This is a genomic window from Streptomyces sp. NPDC002520, assembly GCF_053595235.1.
On the sequence record NZ_JBSFXG010000004.1, the window covers coordinates 127,196 to 142,518 of the forward strand.

16 protein-coding genes are annotated in these 15,323 nt (G+C 70.5%); 9 read left to right on the forward strand and 7 right to left on the reverse strand.

The window, feature by feature from the left end; genetic code table 11:
• Window positions 1-11 precede the first annotated feature (11 nt).
• The 5 genes from ACWD5D_RS08720 (at window position 12) to ACWD5D_RS08740 (ending at window position 4,407) form a co-directional block, all read left to right on the forward strand.
• On the forward strand, window positions 12-107 hold the full coding sequence (locus ACWD5D_RS08720) for a putative leader peptide (protein ID WP_393880512.1): 96 nt from the start codon (window positions 12-14) through the stop codon (window positions 105-107).
• A gap of 108 nt (window positions 108-215) precedes the next feature.
• Window positions 216-494: a MoaD/ThiS family protein gene (locus ACWD5D_RS08725; protein WP_451372076.1), complete on the forward strand. Its 279-nt coding sequence runs from the start codon at window positions 216-218 to the stop codon at window positions 492-494.
• 17 nt (window positions 495-511) lie between these two features.
• On the forward strand, window positions 512-1,462 hold the full coding sequence (locus tag ACWD5D_RS08730; RefSeq protein WP_451372077.1) for a PLP-dependent cysteine synthase family protein: 951 nt from the start codon (window positions 512-514) through the stop codon (window positions 1,460-1,462).
• 260 nt (window positions 1,463-1,722) lie between these two features.
• Window positions 1,723-3,795, forward strand: a complete 2,073-nt coding sequence (locus ACWD5D_RS08735; RefSeq protein WP_451372078.1) for a putative Ig domain-containing protein — start codon at window positions 1,723-1,725, stop codon at window positions 3,793-3,795.
• Window positions 3,796-3,939: 144 nt separating this feature from the next.
• Window positions 3,940-4,407, forward strand: a complete 468-nt coding sequence (locus ACWD5D_RS08740; RefSeq protein ID WP_451372079.1) for a hypothetical protein — start codon at window positions 3,940-3,942, stop codon at window positions 4,405-4,407.
• 29 nt (window positions 4,408-4,436) lie between these two features.
• On the opposite strand, the gene ACWD5D_RS08745 is transcribed toward ACWD5D_RS08740, so the two are convergent.
• Window positions 4,437-4,979, reverse strand: a complete 543-nt coding sequence (locus ACWD5D_RS08745) for a type II toxin-antitoxin system PemK/MazF family toxin (protein ID WP_451372080.1) — start codon at window positions 4,977-4,979, stop codon at window positions 4,437-4,439.
• Window positions 4,980-5,206: 227 nt separating this feature from the next.
• Here ACWD5D_RS08745 and ACWD5D_RS08750 point away from each other — a divergent pair, with 227 nt between their 5' ends.
• Window positions 5,207-5,959 carry an MBL fold metallo-hydrolase gene (locus ACWD5D_RS08750; RefSeq protein ID WP_451372081.1) on the forward strand — a complete coding sequence of 251 codons (753 nt, stop codon included), beginning with the start codon at window positions 5,207-5,209 and terminating at the stop codon, window positions 5,957-5,959.
• A 68-nt stretch (window positions 5,960-6,027) separates the two neighbouring features.
• Here ACWD5D_RS08750 and ACWD5D_RS08755 read toward each other — a convergent pair whose 3' ends face one another.
• Both ACWD5D_RS08755 and ACWD5D_RS08760 read right to left on the reverse strand, forming a co-directional pair.
• Entirely contained in the window at window positions 6,028-7,287 is a 1,260-nt protein-coding gene (locus ACWD5D_RS08755; RefSeq protein ID WP_451372082.1) for a PTS transporter subunit EIIC, read from the reverse strand.
• A gap of 216 nt (window positions 7,288-7,503) precedes the next feature.
• On the reverse strand, window positions 7,504-8,823 hold the full coding sequence (locus ACWD5D_RS08760) for a PTS transporter subunit EIIC (protein WP_451372083.1): 1,320 nt from the start codon (window positions 8,821-8,823) through the stop codon (window positions 7,504-7,506).
• A 185-nt stretch (window positions 8,824-9,008) separates the two neighbouring features.
• Between ACWD5D_RS08760 and ACWD5D_RS08765 the strand changes: the two genes are divergently transcribed.
• The 3 genes from ACWD5D_RS08765 to ACWD5D_RS08775 all read left to right on the forward strand — a co-directional run bounded on the left by ACWD5D_RS08765 (window position 9,009) and on the right by ACWD5D_RS08775 (window position 10,737).
• Window positions 9,009-9,242: a glucose PTS transporter subunit EIIB gene (locus ACWD5D_RS08765; RefSeq protein ID WP_189813583.1), complete on the forward strand. Its 234-nt coding sequence runs from the start codon at window positions 9,009-9,011 to the stop codon at window positions 9,240-9,242.
• Between the two features lie 120 nt (window positions 9,243-9,362).
• On the forward strand, window positions 9,363-10,100 hold the full coding sequence (rph, locus tag ACWD5D_RS08770) for a ribonuclease PH (protein WP_451372084.1): 738 nt from the start codon (window positions 9,363-9,365) through the stop codon (window positions 10,098-10,100).
• Window positions 10,101-10,329: 229 nt separating this feature from the next.
• The gene (locus ACWD5D_RS08775; RefSeq protein WP_451372085.1) at window positions 10,330-10,737 is read left to right on the forward strand and encodes a hypothetical protein; all 408 of its coding nucleotides are present in this window, start codon (window positions 10,330-10,332) and stop codon (window positions 10,735-10,737) included.
• A 47-nt stretch (window positions 10,738-10,784) separates the two neighbouring features.
• Here the strand turns inward: ACWD5D_RS08775 and ACWD5D_RS08780 are convergent, their stop codons facing one another.
• The 4 genes from ACWD5D_RS08780 to ACWD5D_RS08795 form a co-directional block, all read right to left on the reverse strand.
• Window positions 10,785-11,588 carry a DUF1707 SHOCT-like domain-containing protein gene (locus tag ACWD5D_RS08780; protein ID WP_451372086.1) on the reverse strand — a complete coding sequence of 268 codons (804 nt, stop codon included), beginning with the start codon at window positions 11,586-11,588 and terminating at the stop codon, window positions 10,785-10,787.
• A gap of 9 nt (window positions 11,589-11,597) precedes the next feature.
• Entirely contained in the window at window positions 11,598-12,578 is a 981-nt protein-coding gene (locus ACWD5D_RS08785; protein ID WP_451372087.1) for an ABC transporter ATP-binding protein, read from the reverse strand.
• A gap of 4 nt (window positions 12,579-12,582) precedes the next feature.
• Window positions 12,583-13,347: an ABC transporter permease gene (locus ACWD5D_RS08790; protein ID WP_451372305.1), complete on the reverse strand. Its 765-nt coding sequence runs from the start codon at window positions 13,345-13,347 to the stop codon at window positions 12,583-12,585.
• A 106-nt stretch (window positions 13,348-13,453) separates the two neighbouring features.
• Window positions 13,454-14,254: an ABC transporter permease gene (locus ACWD5D_RS08795; RefSeq protein ID WP_451372088.1), complete on the reverse strand. Its 801-nt coding sequence runs from the start codon at window positions 14,252-14,254 to the stop codon at window positions 13,454-13,456.
• Window positions 14,255-15,323 lie beyond the last annotated feature (1,069 nt).

Below are 15,323 nucleotides of genomic sequence, written 5' to 3' on the forward strand. Positions count from 1 at the left end.
ACGATGAGCCCATGGTTCTGAACGACGTGTGCGAGAAGGCGCCGGGCATGCTGCTCGTGGCGCGGCTGCACGTCGACCTGTGCCGGCTGAACAGCGCCATCTGTTGACGTTCCCCGCCGCCGTACGGCCGTGAGCCGCGGCGCGCGCCGATGTCGCGCGCCCAGACCGATCGTCGAATTCGTCGAACCGAACTTTTCCGACAGGAGCCCGCCACCATGGCCATCGAGGTCCGCATCCCCACCATCCTCCGCCAGTACACCGACGGTCAGAAGGCGGTGGAGGGCAACGGTGAGACCCTCACCGAGCTGTTCGCCGACCTCGAGACCCGGCACGCGGGCATCCAGGCCCGCATCGTGGACGAGGGCAAGCTGCGCCGCTTCGTCAACGTCTACCTGAACGACGAGGACGTCCGTTTCGTCGACGGCATCGACACCAAGCTGTCCGACGGGGACACCGTGACGATCCTGCCGGCTGTTGCCGGCGGCATGCGCTGATCGGTCGCTGAGCAGCGATGCGCTACGACTCCCCGCTGGCCGCGGTGGGCAACACCCCCCTGGTGTGCCTGCCGCGGCTCTCGCCGTCCGCCGACGTCCGGATCTGGGCGAAGCTGGAGGACCGCAACCCGACCGGCTCGGTCAAGGACCGCCCCGCGCTGCACATGATCGAGCAGGCGGAGAAGGACGGCCGGCTCACCCCGGGCTGCACGATCCTGGAGCCGACCTCCGGCAACACCGGCATCTCGCTCGCCATGGCGGCCAAGCTCAAGGGCTACCGCATGGTGTGCGTGATGCCCGAGAACACCTCGCAGGAGCGCCGGGACCTGCTCGGCATGTGGGGCGCCGAGATCGTCTCCTCGCCGGCCGCGGGCGGTTCCAACACCGCCGTGCGCGTCGCCAAGGAGCTGGCCGCCGAGCACCCCGACTGGGTGATGCTCTACCAGTACGGCAACCCGGACAACGCCGGTGCCCACTACGCGACGACGGGCCCGGAGATCCTCGCCGACCTGCCGTCCATCACGCACTTCGTGGCCGGCCTCGGCACCACCGGCACCCTGATGGGCGTCGGCCGCTACCTGCGCGAGCACAAGCCGGACGTGAAGATCGTCGCCGCCGAACCGCGCTACGACGACCTGGTCTACGGCCTGCGCAACCTCGACGAGGGCTTCGTGCCGGAGCTGTACGACGCCTCCGTCCTCACCACCCGCTTCTCGGTCGGCTCGGCGGACGCGGTCACCCGCACCCGTGAACTCCTCCAGCAGGAGGGCATCTTCGCGGGCGTCTCCACCGGCGCCGCCCTGCACGCGGCGATCGGCGTCGGCAGGAAGGCCGTGCAGGCCGGCGAGAGCGCCGACATCGTCTTCATCGTGGCCGACGGCGGCTGGAAGTACCTCTCCACCGGCGTCTACACGGCGGCCACCACGGAAGAGGCCATCGAGACCCTGCACGGGCAGCTCTGGGCCTGACCGCCCCAAGCACGTGTCAGCCCCCTCCTATGAGGGGGCCAATCTCATCCTATGGAGGGGCAAAGAATTCCCTCCGGTACTGCCGGTCGCCCGGACCCCGGGACTAGTTTCCTCCCGCACCCTGTCATGTCTCGCTCACCCGGCACGCCGGGGTGTGTGAGTGTCATGCTCATGACTGCGCGCTCCTCCGCCGCTACGCGCGTCACGGGCCTGCCCAACCAGTGCGAGAAACCCCACTTCCCGATGGAAGGCAGTACCCCATGCGTGAGTCACGCCCGAGCGGGCGCAGACGGAGTCTGCGCAGACTCCTCTCCGTCGCCCTGCCCACCCTCGCCCTGACCGTCGCCGGACTTGCGGCGGCACCCACGGCCGGGGCCCAGGCCACCGCCCCCGCGCACCACACCGCCTCCCGGTCCGCGCAGAACTCCAAGGCCCTCACCTCCCCCGAGCGCCAGAGCTTCCACACCACCGGCAAGCCCGGTCAGAAGGTCCCCACGACCCACCTGTGCGCCACCGCGAAGCCCGGCCACGCGTCCTGCTTCGCCCAGCGCCGCACCGACATCGAGCAGCGGCTCGCCTCCGCGGTCGCCGCCGCCGCGCCCTCCGGCCTCTCCCCGGCCAACCTGCACAGCGCCTACAACCTGCCCTCCACGGGCGGTTCGGGCCTGACGGTCGCCATCGTCGACGCCTACAACGACCCGAACGCCGAGTCGGACCTGGCCACCTACCGCTCCACCTACGGCCTGTCCTCCTGCACCAAGGCCAACGGCTGCTTCAAGCAGGTCAGCCAGACCGGCTCCACCACCTCGCTGCCGACCAACGACACCGGCTGGGCCGGTGAAGAGGCGCTCGACATCGACATGGTCAGCGCGGTCTGCCCGAACTGCAACATCATCCTGGTCGAGGCCAACTCCGCGAACGACACCGACCTCGGCATCGCCGAGAACGAGGCCGTCACCCTCGGCGCCAAGGTCGTCTCCAACAGCTGGGGCGGCTCCGAGGCCTCGGGCCAGACCACCGAGGACACCCAGTACTTCAAGCACCCGGGCGTCGCCATCACCGTCTCCTCCGGTGACTCCGCCTACGGCGCCGAGTACCCGGCGACCTCCCAGTACGTGACCGCCGTCGGCGGCACCGCCCTCACCACCGCCTCCAACTCCCGCGGCTGGAGCGAGTCGGTGTGGCACACCAACGCCACCGAGGGCACCGGCTCCGGCTGCTCCGCCTACGACCCGAAGCCGGCCTGGCAGACCGACACCGGCTGCACCAAGCGCATGGAGGCCGACGTCTCCGCGGTCGCCGACCCGGCCACCGGCGTCGCGGTCTACGACACCTACGGCGGCTCCGGCTGGGCGGTCTACGGCGGCACCAGCGCCTCCGCCCCCATCGTCGCCGGCGTCTACGCCCTCGCGGGCACCCCGGGCGGCACCGACTACCCGGCGAAGTACCCGTACCAGCACACCGGCAACCTGTACGACGTCACCAGCGGCAGCAACGGCTCCTGCTCCCCGTCGTACTTCTGCACCGCGGGCGCCGGCTACGACGGCCCGACCGGCTGGGGCACCCCGAACGGCACCACCGCCTTCACCGCCGGCACCAGCAGCGGCAACACGGTGACCGTCACCAATCCCGGCAGCCAGTCCACCACCACGGGCGCCGCGGCCAGCCTCCAGATCCACGCCACCGACAGCGCGGGCGCGGCCCTGACCTACAGCGCCTCCGGCCTGCCGACCGGCCTGTCCGTCAACAGCTCCAGCGGCCTGATCTCCGGCACCGCCTCCACCGCGGGCACCTACCAGGTCACGGTCACCGCGCAGGACTCGACCGGCGCCTCCGGCTCGGCCTCCTTCACCTGGACGGTCGGCTCCGGCGGTGGCGGCTGCACCGCCACCCAGCTGCTCGCCAACCCCGGCTTCGAGTCGGGCAGCACCGGCTGGAGCGCGACCAGCGGCGCCATCACCAACGACACCGGTGAGGCCGCCCACGGCGGCTCCTACAAGGCCTGGCTCGACGGCTACGGCGCCGCGCACACCGACACCGTGTCCCAGTCGGTGACGATCCCGGCCGGCTGCAAGGCCACGCTCACCTTCTACCTGCACATCGACACCGCCGAGACCACCAGCAGCACCGCGTACGACAAGCTGACGGTCACCGCCGGTTCGACGACCCTGGCGACCTACTCGAACCTCAACGCCAATTCCGGGTACGCGCAGAAGACCTTCGACCTGTCGTCGCTGGCGGGCCAGACGGTCACCCTGAAGTTCAACGGCGTGGAGGACTCCTCGCTGCAGACCAGCTTCGTCGTGGACGACACCGCCCTGACGACCGGCTGAGCCGGCCCTACGCCAATCGGTCCCGCACACGGAAGCCGTCCGTGTGCGGGATCCGTGCGTCGCGGGGGATCCGTTCGCGCCGGTGGTACGTCTCATCCGTGACCGGGCCGGACGGCCACGGCGGACAAGCGGAAGGCGGACACCATGCGCCGTACGACGCCCATCGCCCTCGCGGCAGCGGCGCTCCTCCTCATCGGCTGCGGCTCCCAGAGCGGCGGGAACACCGGCAGCGGCACCGACGACAGCGGCAAGGCCTCGCCGTCGCCCTCGCGCTCCGTCCCCGCACCGGGCCGCTGCGTCTCCCACGCGGAACTGACCGTCGTCGACAACGGCCGCACCGTCTGCCTGACCCAGGGCGGCGAACTGCGGATCACTCTCGACGGGACGCGCAGCCGCCCCTGGAAGCCGGTCATGGCGAGCGGCACCGTCCTGGAGGCGATCAACTCGGGCATCGTCATCCTGCCGGGCGACGCCACGGCCGCCTACCGGGCCGTACACCCCGGAGTCGCGAGACTGACCTCCTCGCGCCCCCTGTGCGCCCAGCCCACCGGCCCCGGCCAGGTCTCCTGCCAGGGCATCCAGACATGGACGGTCACCGTGACCGTGCGGTGAACCGGCGCGGCGCGTACGCCCGACGGCATCTAGTTCGCGAGGTGGCGCACCTGGTCCCACAGGACCGGGTCGACGACGCCCACCCGGCGCCGGAAGTCGCACACCGGGACCTCGCGCAGCTCGTCGGTCTCCAGGAAGCTGGGACGGCCATGGGCGTCGCCGACCGCGCCGGGCGGCAGCGGGATCACCCCGGCGCGCTCGTCGTGGTACTTGCTGGTGATCTTCGCGACCGTGGCCCGGTTGCCGCGCACGGCCAGCACCAGACAGGGCCGGTCCTTCGCCCTTGCGTCGCCCACCACCGCCCTGCCCGACACTTCCCCGGTGCCGAAAGCCCGGGGGGACCCCCGGCGCGCGGCCCCTTTTGACTCCGGGCGGTCCTCGTAGGGCACGTTCGCCCACCAGATGTCGCCGGGGTGCGGACGGGCCGCCGTCCTGTCCCGGGTGCCGGGGCGTCCCGGTGGCCGCAGCCGGCGCCCTCCGGGCCGGCGGCCGCGGCCCCAGCCGTCGACGAGCGTGGCGACCAGCGCGAGCAGTACCACCGCCGCGAGCGCCAGCCACCAGGACGTGTCCATAGCCACGACGTTACCGGCGCGCGCCGAGCATCGCGCGCCCTCCGACTGCCCTTCCGCACCCCGGTTCCAGCCGAACCGGTGACACCACAGGTGAGTTCGCCCACAACGGCCCCTGGCGGAGGAGCGCGTGACCCTTTCGCGCCTTACGCTCGACAAACCGCACGACCTCTGCCATCCCCCTGCCATCTCTCTGCCCACCGCGTTCCGCCAACGGAGGTTTCTGCTTCATGAAGCTCACCGTCGTCGGCTGCTCGGGGTCGTTCCCGTCCGCGGAATCGGCCTGTTCGAGCTACCTCGTCGAGGCCGACGGCTTCCGGCTGCTTCTCGACATGGGCAACGGCGCCCTGGGCGAGCTGCAGCGCCACTGCGGTCTCTACGACCTCGACGCGATCTTCCTCAGCCACCTGCACGCCGACCACTGCATCGACATGCTCGCCTACTTCGTCGCGCGCTACTACCGCCACGAGGGCGGCCGCTGCGCCCCGCTCCCGGTGTACGGCCCCGAGGGCACCGAACACCGTTTGACCACGGCGTACGACGACGTCCCCTCGGCGTCCTCCATGAGCGAGGTCTTCGACTTCCGCACGGTCAAGCCGTCCACGTTCGAGATCGGTCCCTTCACGGTGCACACCGAGCGGGTCCGCCATCCCGTGGAGGCGTACGCCATCCGTGTCGAGCACGGCGGGAAGTCCCTCACGTACTCCGGTGACACGGGCGTCAGCGAGGCCCTGGACGAACTGGCCCGCGACACCGACCTCTTCCTGTGCGAGGCGGCCTTCACGCACGGCAAGGAGAACATCCCCGACCTGCACCTCAACGGCCGCGAGGCCGGCGAGTCGGCGACCCGCGCCGGAGCCCGTCTCCTCGTCCTCACCCACATCCCCCCGTGGACCGACCCCCAGACCAACCTCGCGGACGCCCGCGAAGCGTTCCGCGGCCGCGTGGAACTGGCCGCCCCCCGGGTGACGTACGAGCTCTGACCGGCTGACACGCACGAAGGCCCCGGAACCGTCCCGGTTCCGGGGCCTTCGCCATGCAAGGGCGCGGCCTACTTGGCCTCGGCCTTCTGCATCTCCGCGAGCTCCTCGTCGGACTCGCGGCCCGGGGTGGGCAGGTTGAACTTGATGATGGCGAAGCGGAAGACGACGTAGTAGATCACCGCGAACACCAGGCCGATCGGGATGATCATCCAGGGCTTGGTCGCGAGGTTCCAGTTGAGGGCGTAGTCGATCACGCCGGCCGAGAAGTTGAAGCCCGCGTGGACGCCCAGCGCCCAGGTGACGGCCATCGACACGGCCGTCAGCACCGCGTGGATCGCGTACAGCAGCGGGGCGATGAACATGAAGGAGAACTCGATCGGCTCGGTCACACCGGTGACGAACGAGGTCAGCGCGAGCGAGATCATCATGCCGAGCACGGCCTTGCGGCGCTCGGGGCGGGCGCAGTGCGCGATGGCGAGGGCCGCGGCCGGCAGACCGAACATCATGATCGGGAAGAAGCCGGACATGAACATTCCGGCGGACGGGTCGCCGTGCAGGAAGCGGCTGTAGTCGCCGTTGTAGACCGTGCCGGCCGCGTCCTTGTAGGTACCGAGCTGGAACCAGGCCACGGTGTTCACGAACTGGTGCATGCCGATGGGGATCAGGCCGCGGTTGACCAGACCGAACAGGGCCGCGCCGCCGGCGCCGAGGCCCGTCATCCACTCACCGAAGTGCGTGATGCCCTCGCCGACGGGCTCCCAGACCAGGCTGAAGAACACACCGACGAGCAGACCGACGAAGGCCATGATGATCGGCACCAGACGCCGGCCGTTGAAGAAGCCGAGCCAGTCCACCAGCTTGGTGCGGTGGAAGCGCTGCCACAGCACGGCTGCGAGCAGACCCATGATGATGCCGCCGAGGACACCGGGGTCGTTGTACGTCGCCGCGACGATCTTGCCCTTTTCGATGTGTTCCTCGGTCAGCGGGAAGGCCTGCAGCACCTTGCTGTAGACGAGGAAGCCGACGAGGGCAGCGAGAGCGGTGGAGCCGTCCGCCTTCTTGGCGAAGCCGATGGCCACGCCTATGCAGAACAGGATGGGGAGGCTGCCGGTGATGGCGCCGCCCGCCGCGTTGAAGACGGTCGCGACCTTGTCCCAGCCCAGGCCGTCCTTGCCGAAGATGTCGTCCTGGCCGAGACGCACCATGATGCCTGCCGCCGGCAGAACGGCGATCGGGAGCTGCAGGCTGCGGCCGACCTTCTGCAGGCCCTGGAACAGCCCGGATCCCCGCTTCTTCGCGGGGGCCGCCGTGGCGCTGGCGGTGCTCATACGTCCTCCATCGGGGGGTGGTCTACACCACTCAGTGGTGTAGACCTGTTGTAGCACGCGCGCACCCGTATAAGGAACCCGTGAAAATCGCAACCGGAGGGCTACGCGCAGTGGCCGAACGACGTCGAGCGGTGGCCTCGTGGGGGGCATGGGGAAGGCCCCCGGACCGGGAGGTCCGAGGGCCTGGAGTGCTGGTGGTGGCGGGGCGTCAGGGCGTCAGAGCTTGGTGACGTCCTCGACCTCCTCCTCCGGTTCGCGCCCCGGGGTCTTCAGGTCGAACCTCGTGATCGCGAAGCGGAAGACGACGTAGTAGACGACGGCGAAGCACAGGCCGATCGGGATGATCGCCCATGGCCTGGTCGCCAGGTTCCAGTTGATGACGTAGTCGATCAGGCCCGCCGAGAAGCTGAACCCGTCGTGCACGCCCAGCGCCCACGTCACCGCCATCGAGACGCCGGTGAGCACCGCGTGTACGGCGTACAGCAAGGGCGCGATGAACAGGAAGGAGTACTCGATCGGCTCGGTGATGCCGGTGACGAACGAGGTCAGCGCCACCGACAGCATCAGCCCGCCCACCTCCTTGCGCCGGTGCGGCTTCGCGCAGTGCGTGATGGCCAGCGCCGCGGCCGGCAGCGCGAACATCATGATCGGGAAGAAGCCCGAGGTGAACTGCCCCGCGTGCGGGTCGCCCGCCAGGAACATGTTGATGTCGCCGTGCACCACCGTGCCGTCCGGCTTGGTGAAGCTGCCGAACTGGAACCAGATGGGCACGTTCAGGAACTGGTGCAGACCGATGACGAGCAGCGCCCGGTTCGCGACCCCGAAGATGCCCGCCCCCCACGCGCCCGCGTCCCGCAGCCAGTGGCTGAAGCTCTCCAGGCCGCTGCCGATCGGCGGCCAGATCCACAGGCACAGCGCCGCGAACGCGATGGCCACGAACGCCATGATGATCGGCACCAGCCGGCGCCCGTTGAAGAAGCCCAGCCAGTCCACCAGCCTGGTGCGGTGGAAGCGGGCCCAGAAGAACGCGGCCAGCAGACCCATCACGATGCCGCCGAACACACCCGGGTTCTGGAAGGTGAAGGGCGTCACCGAGCCCGTGCCCGCGCCGACCGTCACCTGACAGCCGACCTGTGCGATCGCCTTCGCGCCGCCGGGGCACGACTGGGGGAACTGGTGCAGCACGCCGTAGTAGACGAGGAAACCGGCCACCGCCGCCAGCGCCGTCGAGCCGTCCGACTTCTTCGCCATGCCGATCGCCACGCCCACGCAGAACAGCAGCGGCAGACCGAGCGAGCCGTCCAGCAGGGCGCCGCCCGCGCCCATCATCACCCGGGAGACGTCGGTCCAGCCCAGCCCGTCCTTGCCGAACACGTCCGGCTGCCCGAGCCGGTTGAGGATGCCCGCCGCCGGCAGCACCGCGATCGGCAGCTGCAGGCTGCGGCCCATCTTCTGCAGGCCCTGGAACAGCCGGTTCCAGCGGTCTCGCGCCGTACCGGCCGTACTGGCCGTGCTGTCGGCGCTGTTGGCGCTCATGGCGTCCTCCCGGGCCGCTGGGCTGAGGCGCGGTTTGGCGACCGTCACGGGAGTGGTGTAGACCAGTCGGCGGACGGTTCCGCTGCCGTGATCGCCATCATTCGGCACCCTCGGCACGGCCGCTCGCGAAGATGGGCCAACTGTGGGTTACTGCGACAAAGCGGTTCGGATCAGGGAGTACGGACATGGCCAGCAAGGCTGAGAAGATCGTCGCCGGCCTCGGCGGCATCGACAACATCGAGGAGATCGAGGGCTGCATCACCCGCCTGCGCACCGAGGTCTCCGACCCCGCGCTGGTCGACGACGCCGCGCTGAAGGCCGCCGGCGCCCACGGAGTCGTCAAGATGGGTACCGCCATCCAGGTCGTCATCGGCACCGACGCCGACCCGATCGCCGCGGAGATCGAAGACATGATGTGAGCCCACGCGGCTTCACCAGGACCCGCTCGGCTTCACCAGGACCCGCTCGGGTTCACCAGGAAAGGGGCTCTTCCCACCGGGGGAGGAGCCCCTTGCGTCGCTCCCTATAGGCTCGTGGCCATGTCTCGAATCGACGGCCGCACGCCCGAACAGCTCCGCCCGGTCACCATCGAACGCGGCTGGAGCAAGCACGCCGAGGGCTCCGTCCTCGTCTCCTTCGGCGACACCAAGGTCTTCTGCACCGCCTCCGTCACCGAAGGCGTCCCGCGCTGGCGCAAGGGAAGCGGCGAGGGCTGGGTCACCGCGGAGTACGCCATGCTGCCCCGCTCCACCAACACCCGCGGCGACCGCGAGTCCGTCAAGGGCCGGATCGGCGGCCGCACCCACGAGATCTCCCGCCTCATCGGCCGCTCCCTGCGCGCCGTCATCGACTACAAGGCGCTCGGCGAGAACACCATCGTCCTCGACTGCGACGTCCTCCAGGCCGACGGCGGCACCCGCACCGCGGCCATCACCGGCGCGTACGTCGCCCTCGCCGACGCCGTCACCTGGGCCCAGGGCAAGAAGCTGATCCGGGCCGGCCGTCAGCCGCTCACCGGAACCGTCAGCGCCGTCTCCGTCGGCATCGTCGGCGGCGTCCCCCTCCTCGACCTCTGCTACGAGGAGGACGTACGCGCCGAGACCGACATGAACGTCGTCTGCACCGGCGACGGCCGCTTCGTCGAGGTCCAGGGCACCGCCGAGGCCGAGCCCTTCGCCCGCGAGGAACTCAACTCCCTGCTCGACCTCGCCGTCGCCGGCTGCGCCGATCTGACCGCCATCCAGAAGGCGGCCCTGACCGCCACCCCGGTCGAGTAGGCAGCCTCCCACCCCGGCGGGGCGCGAACCTGTATAAGGCGAAGCAGAAGTAAAGGGACCACCAACAACCGGGAAGGTGAGCGGGCAACCCCCGCACCCAGCCCGGCGTCCCTATGGGTACGGGCGCGCGGCCCACCACCGCGCGCCCGGTCAGCTGTTACAGGGCACAGTCGTACGGAACCCGTACGCGAAGCCGTACGGAAAGCCGCACCAGGGAGGGAACACCCACATGGCCGCCAGTGGACGCCGACGACGAGGTCGCACCACCGCCATCGCCGCCGCCGTTGCCGCCGTCGCGCTCACCGCGGGCCTCACCACCGGCTGCGACGCCGTGAACAAGGCCCTGGACTGCGTGCAGACCGCCGACTCGATAGCGGACAGCGTCACCGACCTCCAGCAGGCCGTGGAGAACGCGGCGAGCGACCCCACCCAGGCCGACGAGTCCCTCGACTCCATCCAGCAGGACCTCAAGAAGATCGGCGACAGGACCGACAACGCCGACGTCAACAGGGCCGTCGACGACCTGACCACGGCCGTGGAGAACGTCCGCACCGCCATCAGGAACGGCGACGACACCCCCGACGTCAGCCCGGTCACCGACGCGGCGGGCGAACTGACGAAGGTGTGCACGCCGTAGGGCTCTCGGGTCAGGTCCGGACACCAGCCCCCCCTCACGCGGGGGGCTCAGCTCCCCCCGAGCCTGCGCCTCTCCCGTAGTTCCCGCCGCTGCTCTCGCTGGTCCAGCCGCTCCTGCCGGCGCTGCTCCTTCAGTCGTCGACGCGCCTCACGGGTGAGCTTGCGCTCCACGCCGACGCCGCCCCAGAAGGCGAAGCCGCCGATGACCACGCGCGGCCCGCCCGGTTCACCGTCCTCGTCGGGGTGCTCGAAGCCGCCCATGATGCCGACGCCCCGCATGACGACCTCGACGCCCGGCGGCACGATCACCTGCACCCCGCCCATGATCGCCACACAGTTGATCTCGACCTCGCGGTCGGCGAAGTTCGCCTCCCGCAGATCGATCTCACCGCCCCCGCAGAACACGAAGCAGTCGAACCGCTTCGGCACCGTCCAGCGCCCCTTGCGCTCGAACCCCGACAGCACCGCGAACGCACCCGAGGACGTACCCTCCCCGCCCACGATCCGGCCCGCCCAACTCCCGCTCTCCACCGGCTCCTTGGAGAACGACACCGGGCTCGGCGCCACCACCCCCGGCACCGGCAGATCACGGGTGATCGGCGTCAACTCCCCGTACGTACGCGCCTTGTACGCCGCCCCCAGCCGCTCCTCGAACTCCTCCATGTCCAGCCGCCCCTCGGCGAGCGCGTCCCGCAGCACCTCGGCGACCCGTTCACGATCGGCGTCGGAGGCGCGAAGATCCGGGACGGGAGCGGAGGGCGAGGAGGAGGACGAGGAGGACGAGGAGGAGGACGAGGGGGAGGGGGAGGAGGAGGCCGAGGCCGGGACGTCCGGGACTGCGTCGTCGGTCATGACAGCAGACTACGAGACGGCCTTCTCCGCGTACATCTTCGCGATGACGGCCTCGATGTCCGGCTCCCGCACCGACAGGTCCACCAGCGGGTACCCCGCCGCGATCCGCGCCACGAGCGGCGCCGCCGACTGACCCGCCGGGAACGCCAGCCACTGCCGCGGCCCCTCCACCCGCACCACCCGCGCCGACTCCACCTCGATCGGCGGCAGTTCCCGCTCCAGGTCCACCACCAGCGTCCGCTCACCCTCCCCGGCCTCGTGCAGCCCGGCCAGCGGACCGTCGTACATCAGCCGCCCGTGGTCGATCACCATCACCCGCGAGCACAACTGCTCGATGTCCTGCAGATCGTGCGTGGTCAGCAGCACCGTCGTCCCGCGCTCGGCGTTCAACTCCTTCAGGAACCCCCGCACCTTGGCCTTGGACACCACGTCCAGACCGATCGTCGGCTCGTCCAGATACAGCACCTCCGGATCGTGCAGCAGCGCCGCCGCGATGTCCCCGCGCATCCGCTGCCCGAGCGACAGCTGCCGCACCGGCACGTCCAACAGCTCACCGAGTTCGAGGAGTTCGACGCACCGCTCCAGGTTCTCCCGGTAACGGGCCTGCGGGATCCGGTACATGCGGTGCGCCAGCCGGTACGAGTCGATCAGCGGCAGGTCCCACCACAGCGTCGTACGCTGCCCGAACACCACCCCGATCCGGTGCGCCAGCCGCGTCCGCTCCCGCGAGGGGTCGATCCCCGCCACCCGCAACCGCCCGGCACTCGGCGTCAGAATGCCGGTCAGCATCTTGATCGTCGTCGACTTCCCGGCACCGTTCGGACCGATGTAGCCCACCATCTCGCCACGCGCCACGGCGAACGAGATCGAGTCCACCGCCCGCACCTCACGCCGCTCCCGCTTCATGAACCCGGTCTTCCTGCGCACCTCGAAGACCTTCTCGACCCGGTCGAGATGAATGAAGTCGCTGATGAACCCGCTGTCCGCCACCGCGCTAGCTCCCTGTGCTCCGATACGAACGAAGTCCCGCCCGCCAGGCCAGCCCCGCGAGCGCGCAGCACGCCACCGCCACCAGCGGAGGCGTGAACGTCACCCACCCGGGCAGCCCGAGCGGGTACGGCCGCCCCAGCACATAGGTGGCGGGCAGCCAGTTGACGAAGGCCAGCGGCAGCACGAACGTCACCCCGCGCACCAGCTCCTTCGCGAAGATCGTCGGCGGATACTGCAGCAGCGTCGTCCCGCCGTACGTGAAGGCGTTCTGCACCTCCGAGGCGTCCTGCGCCACGAACTGGAACGCCGCCCCGGCCACGAACACCGCGCAGAAGATCCCGAACCCGCTCAGCACCATCACCGGCATCAGCAGCAGCTTCGCCGCCGTCCAGTCGATGTCCACCCGGGTCAGCGACCAGCCCAGCACCAGCGCCCCCTGCGTCACCCGGCCCAGCCGCCTGAGCGCGAACCGGTCCGCTGCCACCTGCGCCAGCACCGGCGCAGGCCGCACCAGCAGGGTGTCCAGCGTGCCGTCCCGCACCCGCCGCCCCAGCCGGTCCATCGAGCCGATCACCAGGTCGGCCAGCCCGAAGGAGGTGGCGGACAGCCCGTACAGGAACGCCACTTCCGGCAGCGAGTAACCGCCCAGGGCGTCCACCCGGGAGAACATCAGCATGATCGTGACGAAGTCCAGGAAGGTCGCCGTGAAGTTCCCGAGCGTGGTCATCACGAAGGACGCGCGATAGGCCATCGTCGACCGCGTCCACATCCCCGCGATCAGCAGATACGCCCGCGCCCCCTCCAGCACCCGCGCCCGCTGCCCCGTCAGCGCCCGCTCCGGCGCCCGCACACCCTTCTCCGGCGCGCCACCGGTGTCAGCCACCCTGGACCACCACCCGCCGCGTCGCCGAGGACTGCACCAACCGCCCGAGGCCCAGCAGCGCCACCGCCCACGTCCCCTGGAACAGATACGTCCCCAGCGGGTCCGCGTGCCCCAGCAGCACATCCGCCGGCGCCTGGAGCAGGGACGACCACGGCAGAAGCCGTACGACCTCGCCGAGCGAGCCCGGGAAGGCGTTCAGCGGCAGCAGCATCCCCGAGCAGAAGTACCCGGCCAGCCACACCATCTGCGCCATCCCCGTACCGTCCAGCAACCAGAACGCGCTCAGCGCCACCAGGAACCGGATCCCGAACCCCACCAGCATCGCCAGCAGCACGGCCACCGCGAACGCCACCCAGGTGCCCACGTCGGTGGGCAGATACGCCGGGAAGAACAGCGCCCCGAACACGAACGGGACCACACCCCGCCCCAGCAACTGGAAGAAGGCCCGGCCCAGATCGGCCGCCAGCCACCACAACTGCAGATCGGCGGGACGGTACAGGTCGATCGCCACGTCCCCCGTTCGGATGCGTTCCATCAACTCGTCCTCGACGCCCCCGCCACCGATCGCGAGCGTCGACAGGAATGCCTGACCGAGCCACACGTACGTCACTGCCTGGGCCTGGTCGTACCCGCCCAGATGAGGCCGCTCGTCCCACAGAGCGCGATATGTGAAGACGAGAATCAGCCCGAAAACCGTGTTCGTGAACACCCCTGCCGCCGTGGCGGCCCGATACGTCGCGTACCGTCTGAATCCCCCCGCCGCGACGGCGATGTACAACCGTCCCGCGCCCACGCCAGTCCACCTCCCAAGACCGCTCGACACCGAAGCGCAGGAGCTTAGTCCGGAGGCTTGGCTGCCGGCCACGCATTTTCCGTGCCGGAAGCGTGCCGGAATCCGGGAACGGATCGCCGGGTGCGAGAGTCTTCACCCCGGGGGCGTAGAAGGCGTACGAGCCGTACGGGAATGTACGACGCGAAACAGGAGTCCGTGCACGACATGAGCGACGAGCCGCAGCCGCAGCAGCCGAACGAGGGCGGGGCGCCGAGACGACCGCTGCCGGCTGAGGGACCCGCGGAGCCGAGCCCCCGCGACACGCCGGTCACCGAGCAGACCCCGGAGAAGGCAGAGGGGGCCGAGCGCGCCGGCAAGAACGAGACGGGCGAGCCGGCCGAGCGCTCCGGCGGGGCGGTCGGTGCGCAGGAGTCCGGCAACGGGCCGGAGGACCCGGGCAAGGGACGCGAGGCCGAGGAGTCGGCGAAGCCGAAGAGGTCGGAAGAGCCGAAGAGGCCGGAGGAGCCGAAGAGGCCGGAGGAGCCGAAGAAGTCCGAGGAGCCGAAGAAGTCGGCCGAGCCGGCGGAGTGGGGCGTCCGGGCCTCCGGAGCGTCTCGGACGGAACGGAACCGGTCGGAATCCCCGGGCAAGGACGGCGACCGGGCGAACACGGCTGCCCAGAGCCGGGAGAAGACCGGTTCGGCCGCTCGGTCCGGGGACGAGGAGCCCTCCGCGGAGCGGACGTCCCGGACCGCCCAGAACCCCACGATCCCGGCGCCGGACCGCACCGGCCGCCTCGACCAGGCCCGCCGCGCCGCCCAGGCCGCCCGCGCCGGGCGCACCGACACGGGAAGCCCGACCGCGGACCAGGGTCCGCCCTCCGAGAAGCCCCGGACACCGACGAGGCAGCAGCCCTCCGGGACGTCGGGCACGGCTCAGTCGGGCACAGCCCAGTCGGGCACGGCTCAGTCGTCCGGCGCCGACCGGGACGCTGGTGCGGGCCAGCCGTCGGGCGCGGGCCGGTCGTCCGGCGCGTCGCAGTCGTCGGGCGCCTCTCAGCCGGCGGGCGCGCCGCAGTCCTCCGGTGCGC

Coding starts and splice junctions, on each gene's coding strand:
- ACWD5D_RS08735 (WP_451372078.1), top strand. CDS start 1,723: ATGCGTGAGTCACGCCCGAGCGGGCGCAGACGGAGTCTGCGCAGACTC.
- ACWD5D_RS08720 (WP_393880512.1), top strand. CDS start 12: ATGGTTCTGAACGACGTGTGCGAGAAGGCGCCGGGCATGCTGCTCGTG.
- ACWD5D_RS08725 (WP_451372076.1), top strand. CDS start 216: ATGGCCATCGAGGTCCGCATCCCCACCATCCTCCGCCAGTACACCGAC.
- ACWD5D_RS08765 (WP_189813583.1), top strand. CDS start 9,009: ATGGCCAGCAAGGCTGAGAAGATCGTCGCCGGCCTCGGCGGCATCGAC.
- ACWD5D_RS08780 (WP_451372086.1), bottom strand. CDS start 11,588: ATGACCGACGACGCAGTCCCGGACGTCCCGGCCTCGGCCTCCTCCTCC.
- ACWD5D_RS08740 (WP_451372079.1), top strand. CDS start 3,940: ATGCGCCGTACGACGCCCATCGCCCTCGCGGCAGCGGCGCTCCTCCTC.
- ACWD5D_RS08790 (WP_451372305.1), bottom strand. CDS start 13,347: ATGTGGACGCGGTCGACGATGGCCTATCGCGCGTCCTTCGTGATGACC.
- ACWD5D_RS08755 (WP_451372082.1), bottom strand. CDS start 7,287: ATGAGCACCGCCAGCGCCACGGCGGCCCCCGCGAAGAAGCGGGGATCC.
- ACWD5D_RS08775 (WP_451372085.1), top strand. CDS start 10,330: ATGGCCGCCAGTGGACGCCGACGACGAGGTCGCACCACCGCCATCGCC.
- ACWD5D_RS08745 (WP_451372080.1), bottom strand. CDS start 4,979: ATGGACACGTCCTGGTGGCTGGCGCTCGCGGCGGTGGTACTGCTCGCG.
- rph (WP_451372084.1), top strand. CDS start 9,363: ATGTCTCGAATCGACGGCCGCACGCCCGAACAGCTCCGCCCGGTCACC.
- ACWD5D_RS08760 (WP_451372083.1), bottom strand. CDS start 8,823: ATGAGCGCCAACAGCGCCGACAGCACGGCCAGTACGGCCGGTACGGCG.
- ACWD5D_RS08750 (WP_451372081.1), top strand. CDS start 5,207: ATGAAGCTCACCGTCGTCGGCTGCTCGGGGTCGTTCCCGTCCGCGGAA.
- ACWD5D_RS08730 (WP_451372077.1), top strand. CDS start 512: ATGCGCTACGACTCCCCGCTGGCCGCGGTGGGCAACACCCCCCTGGTG.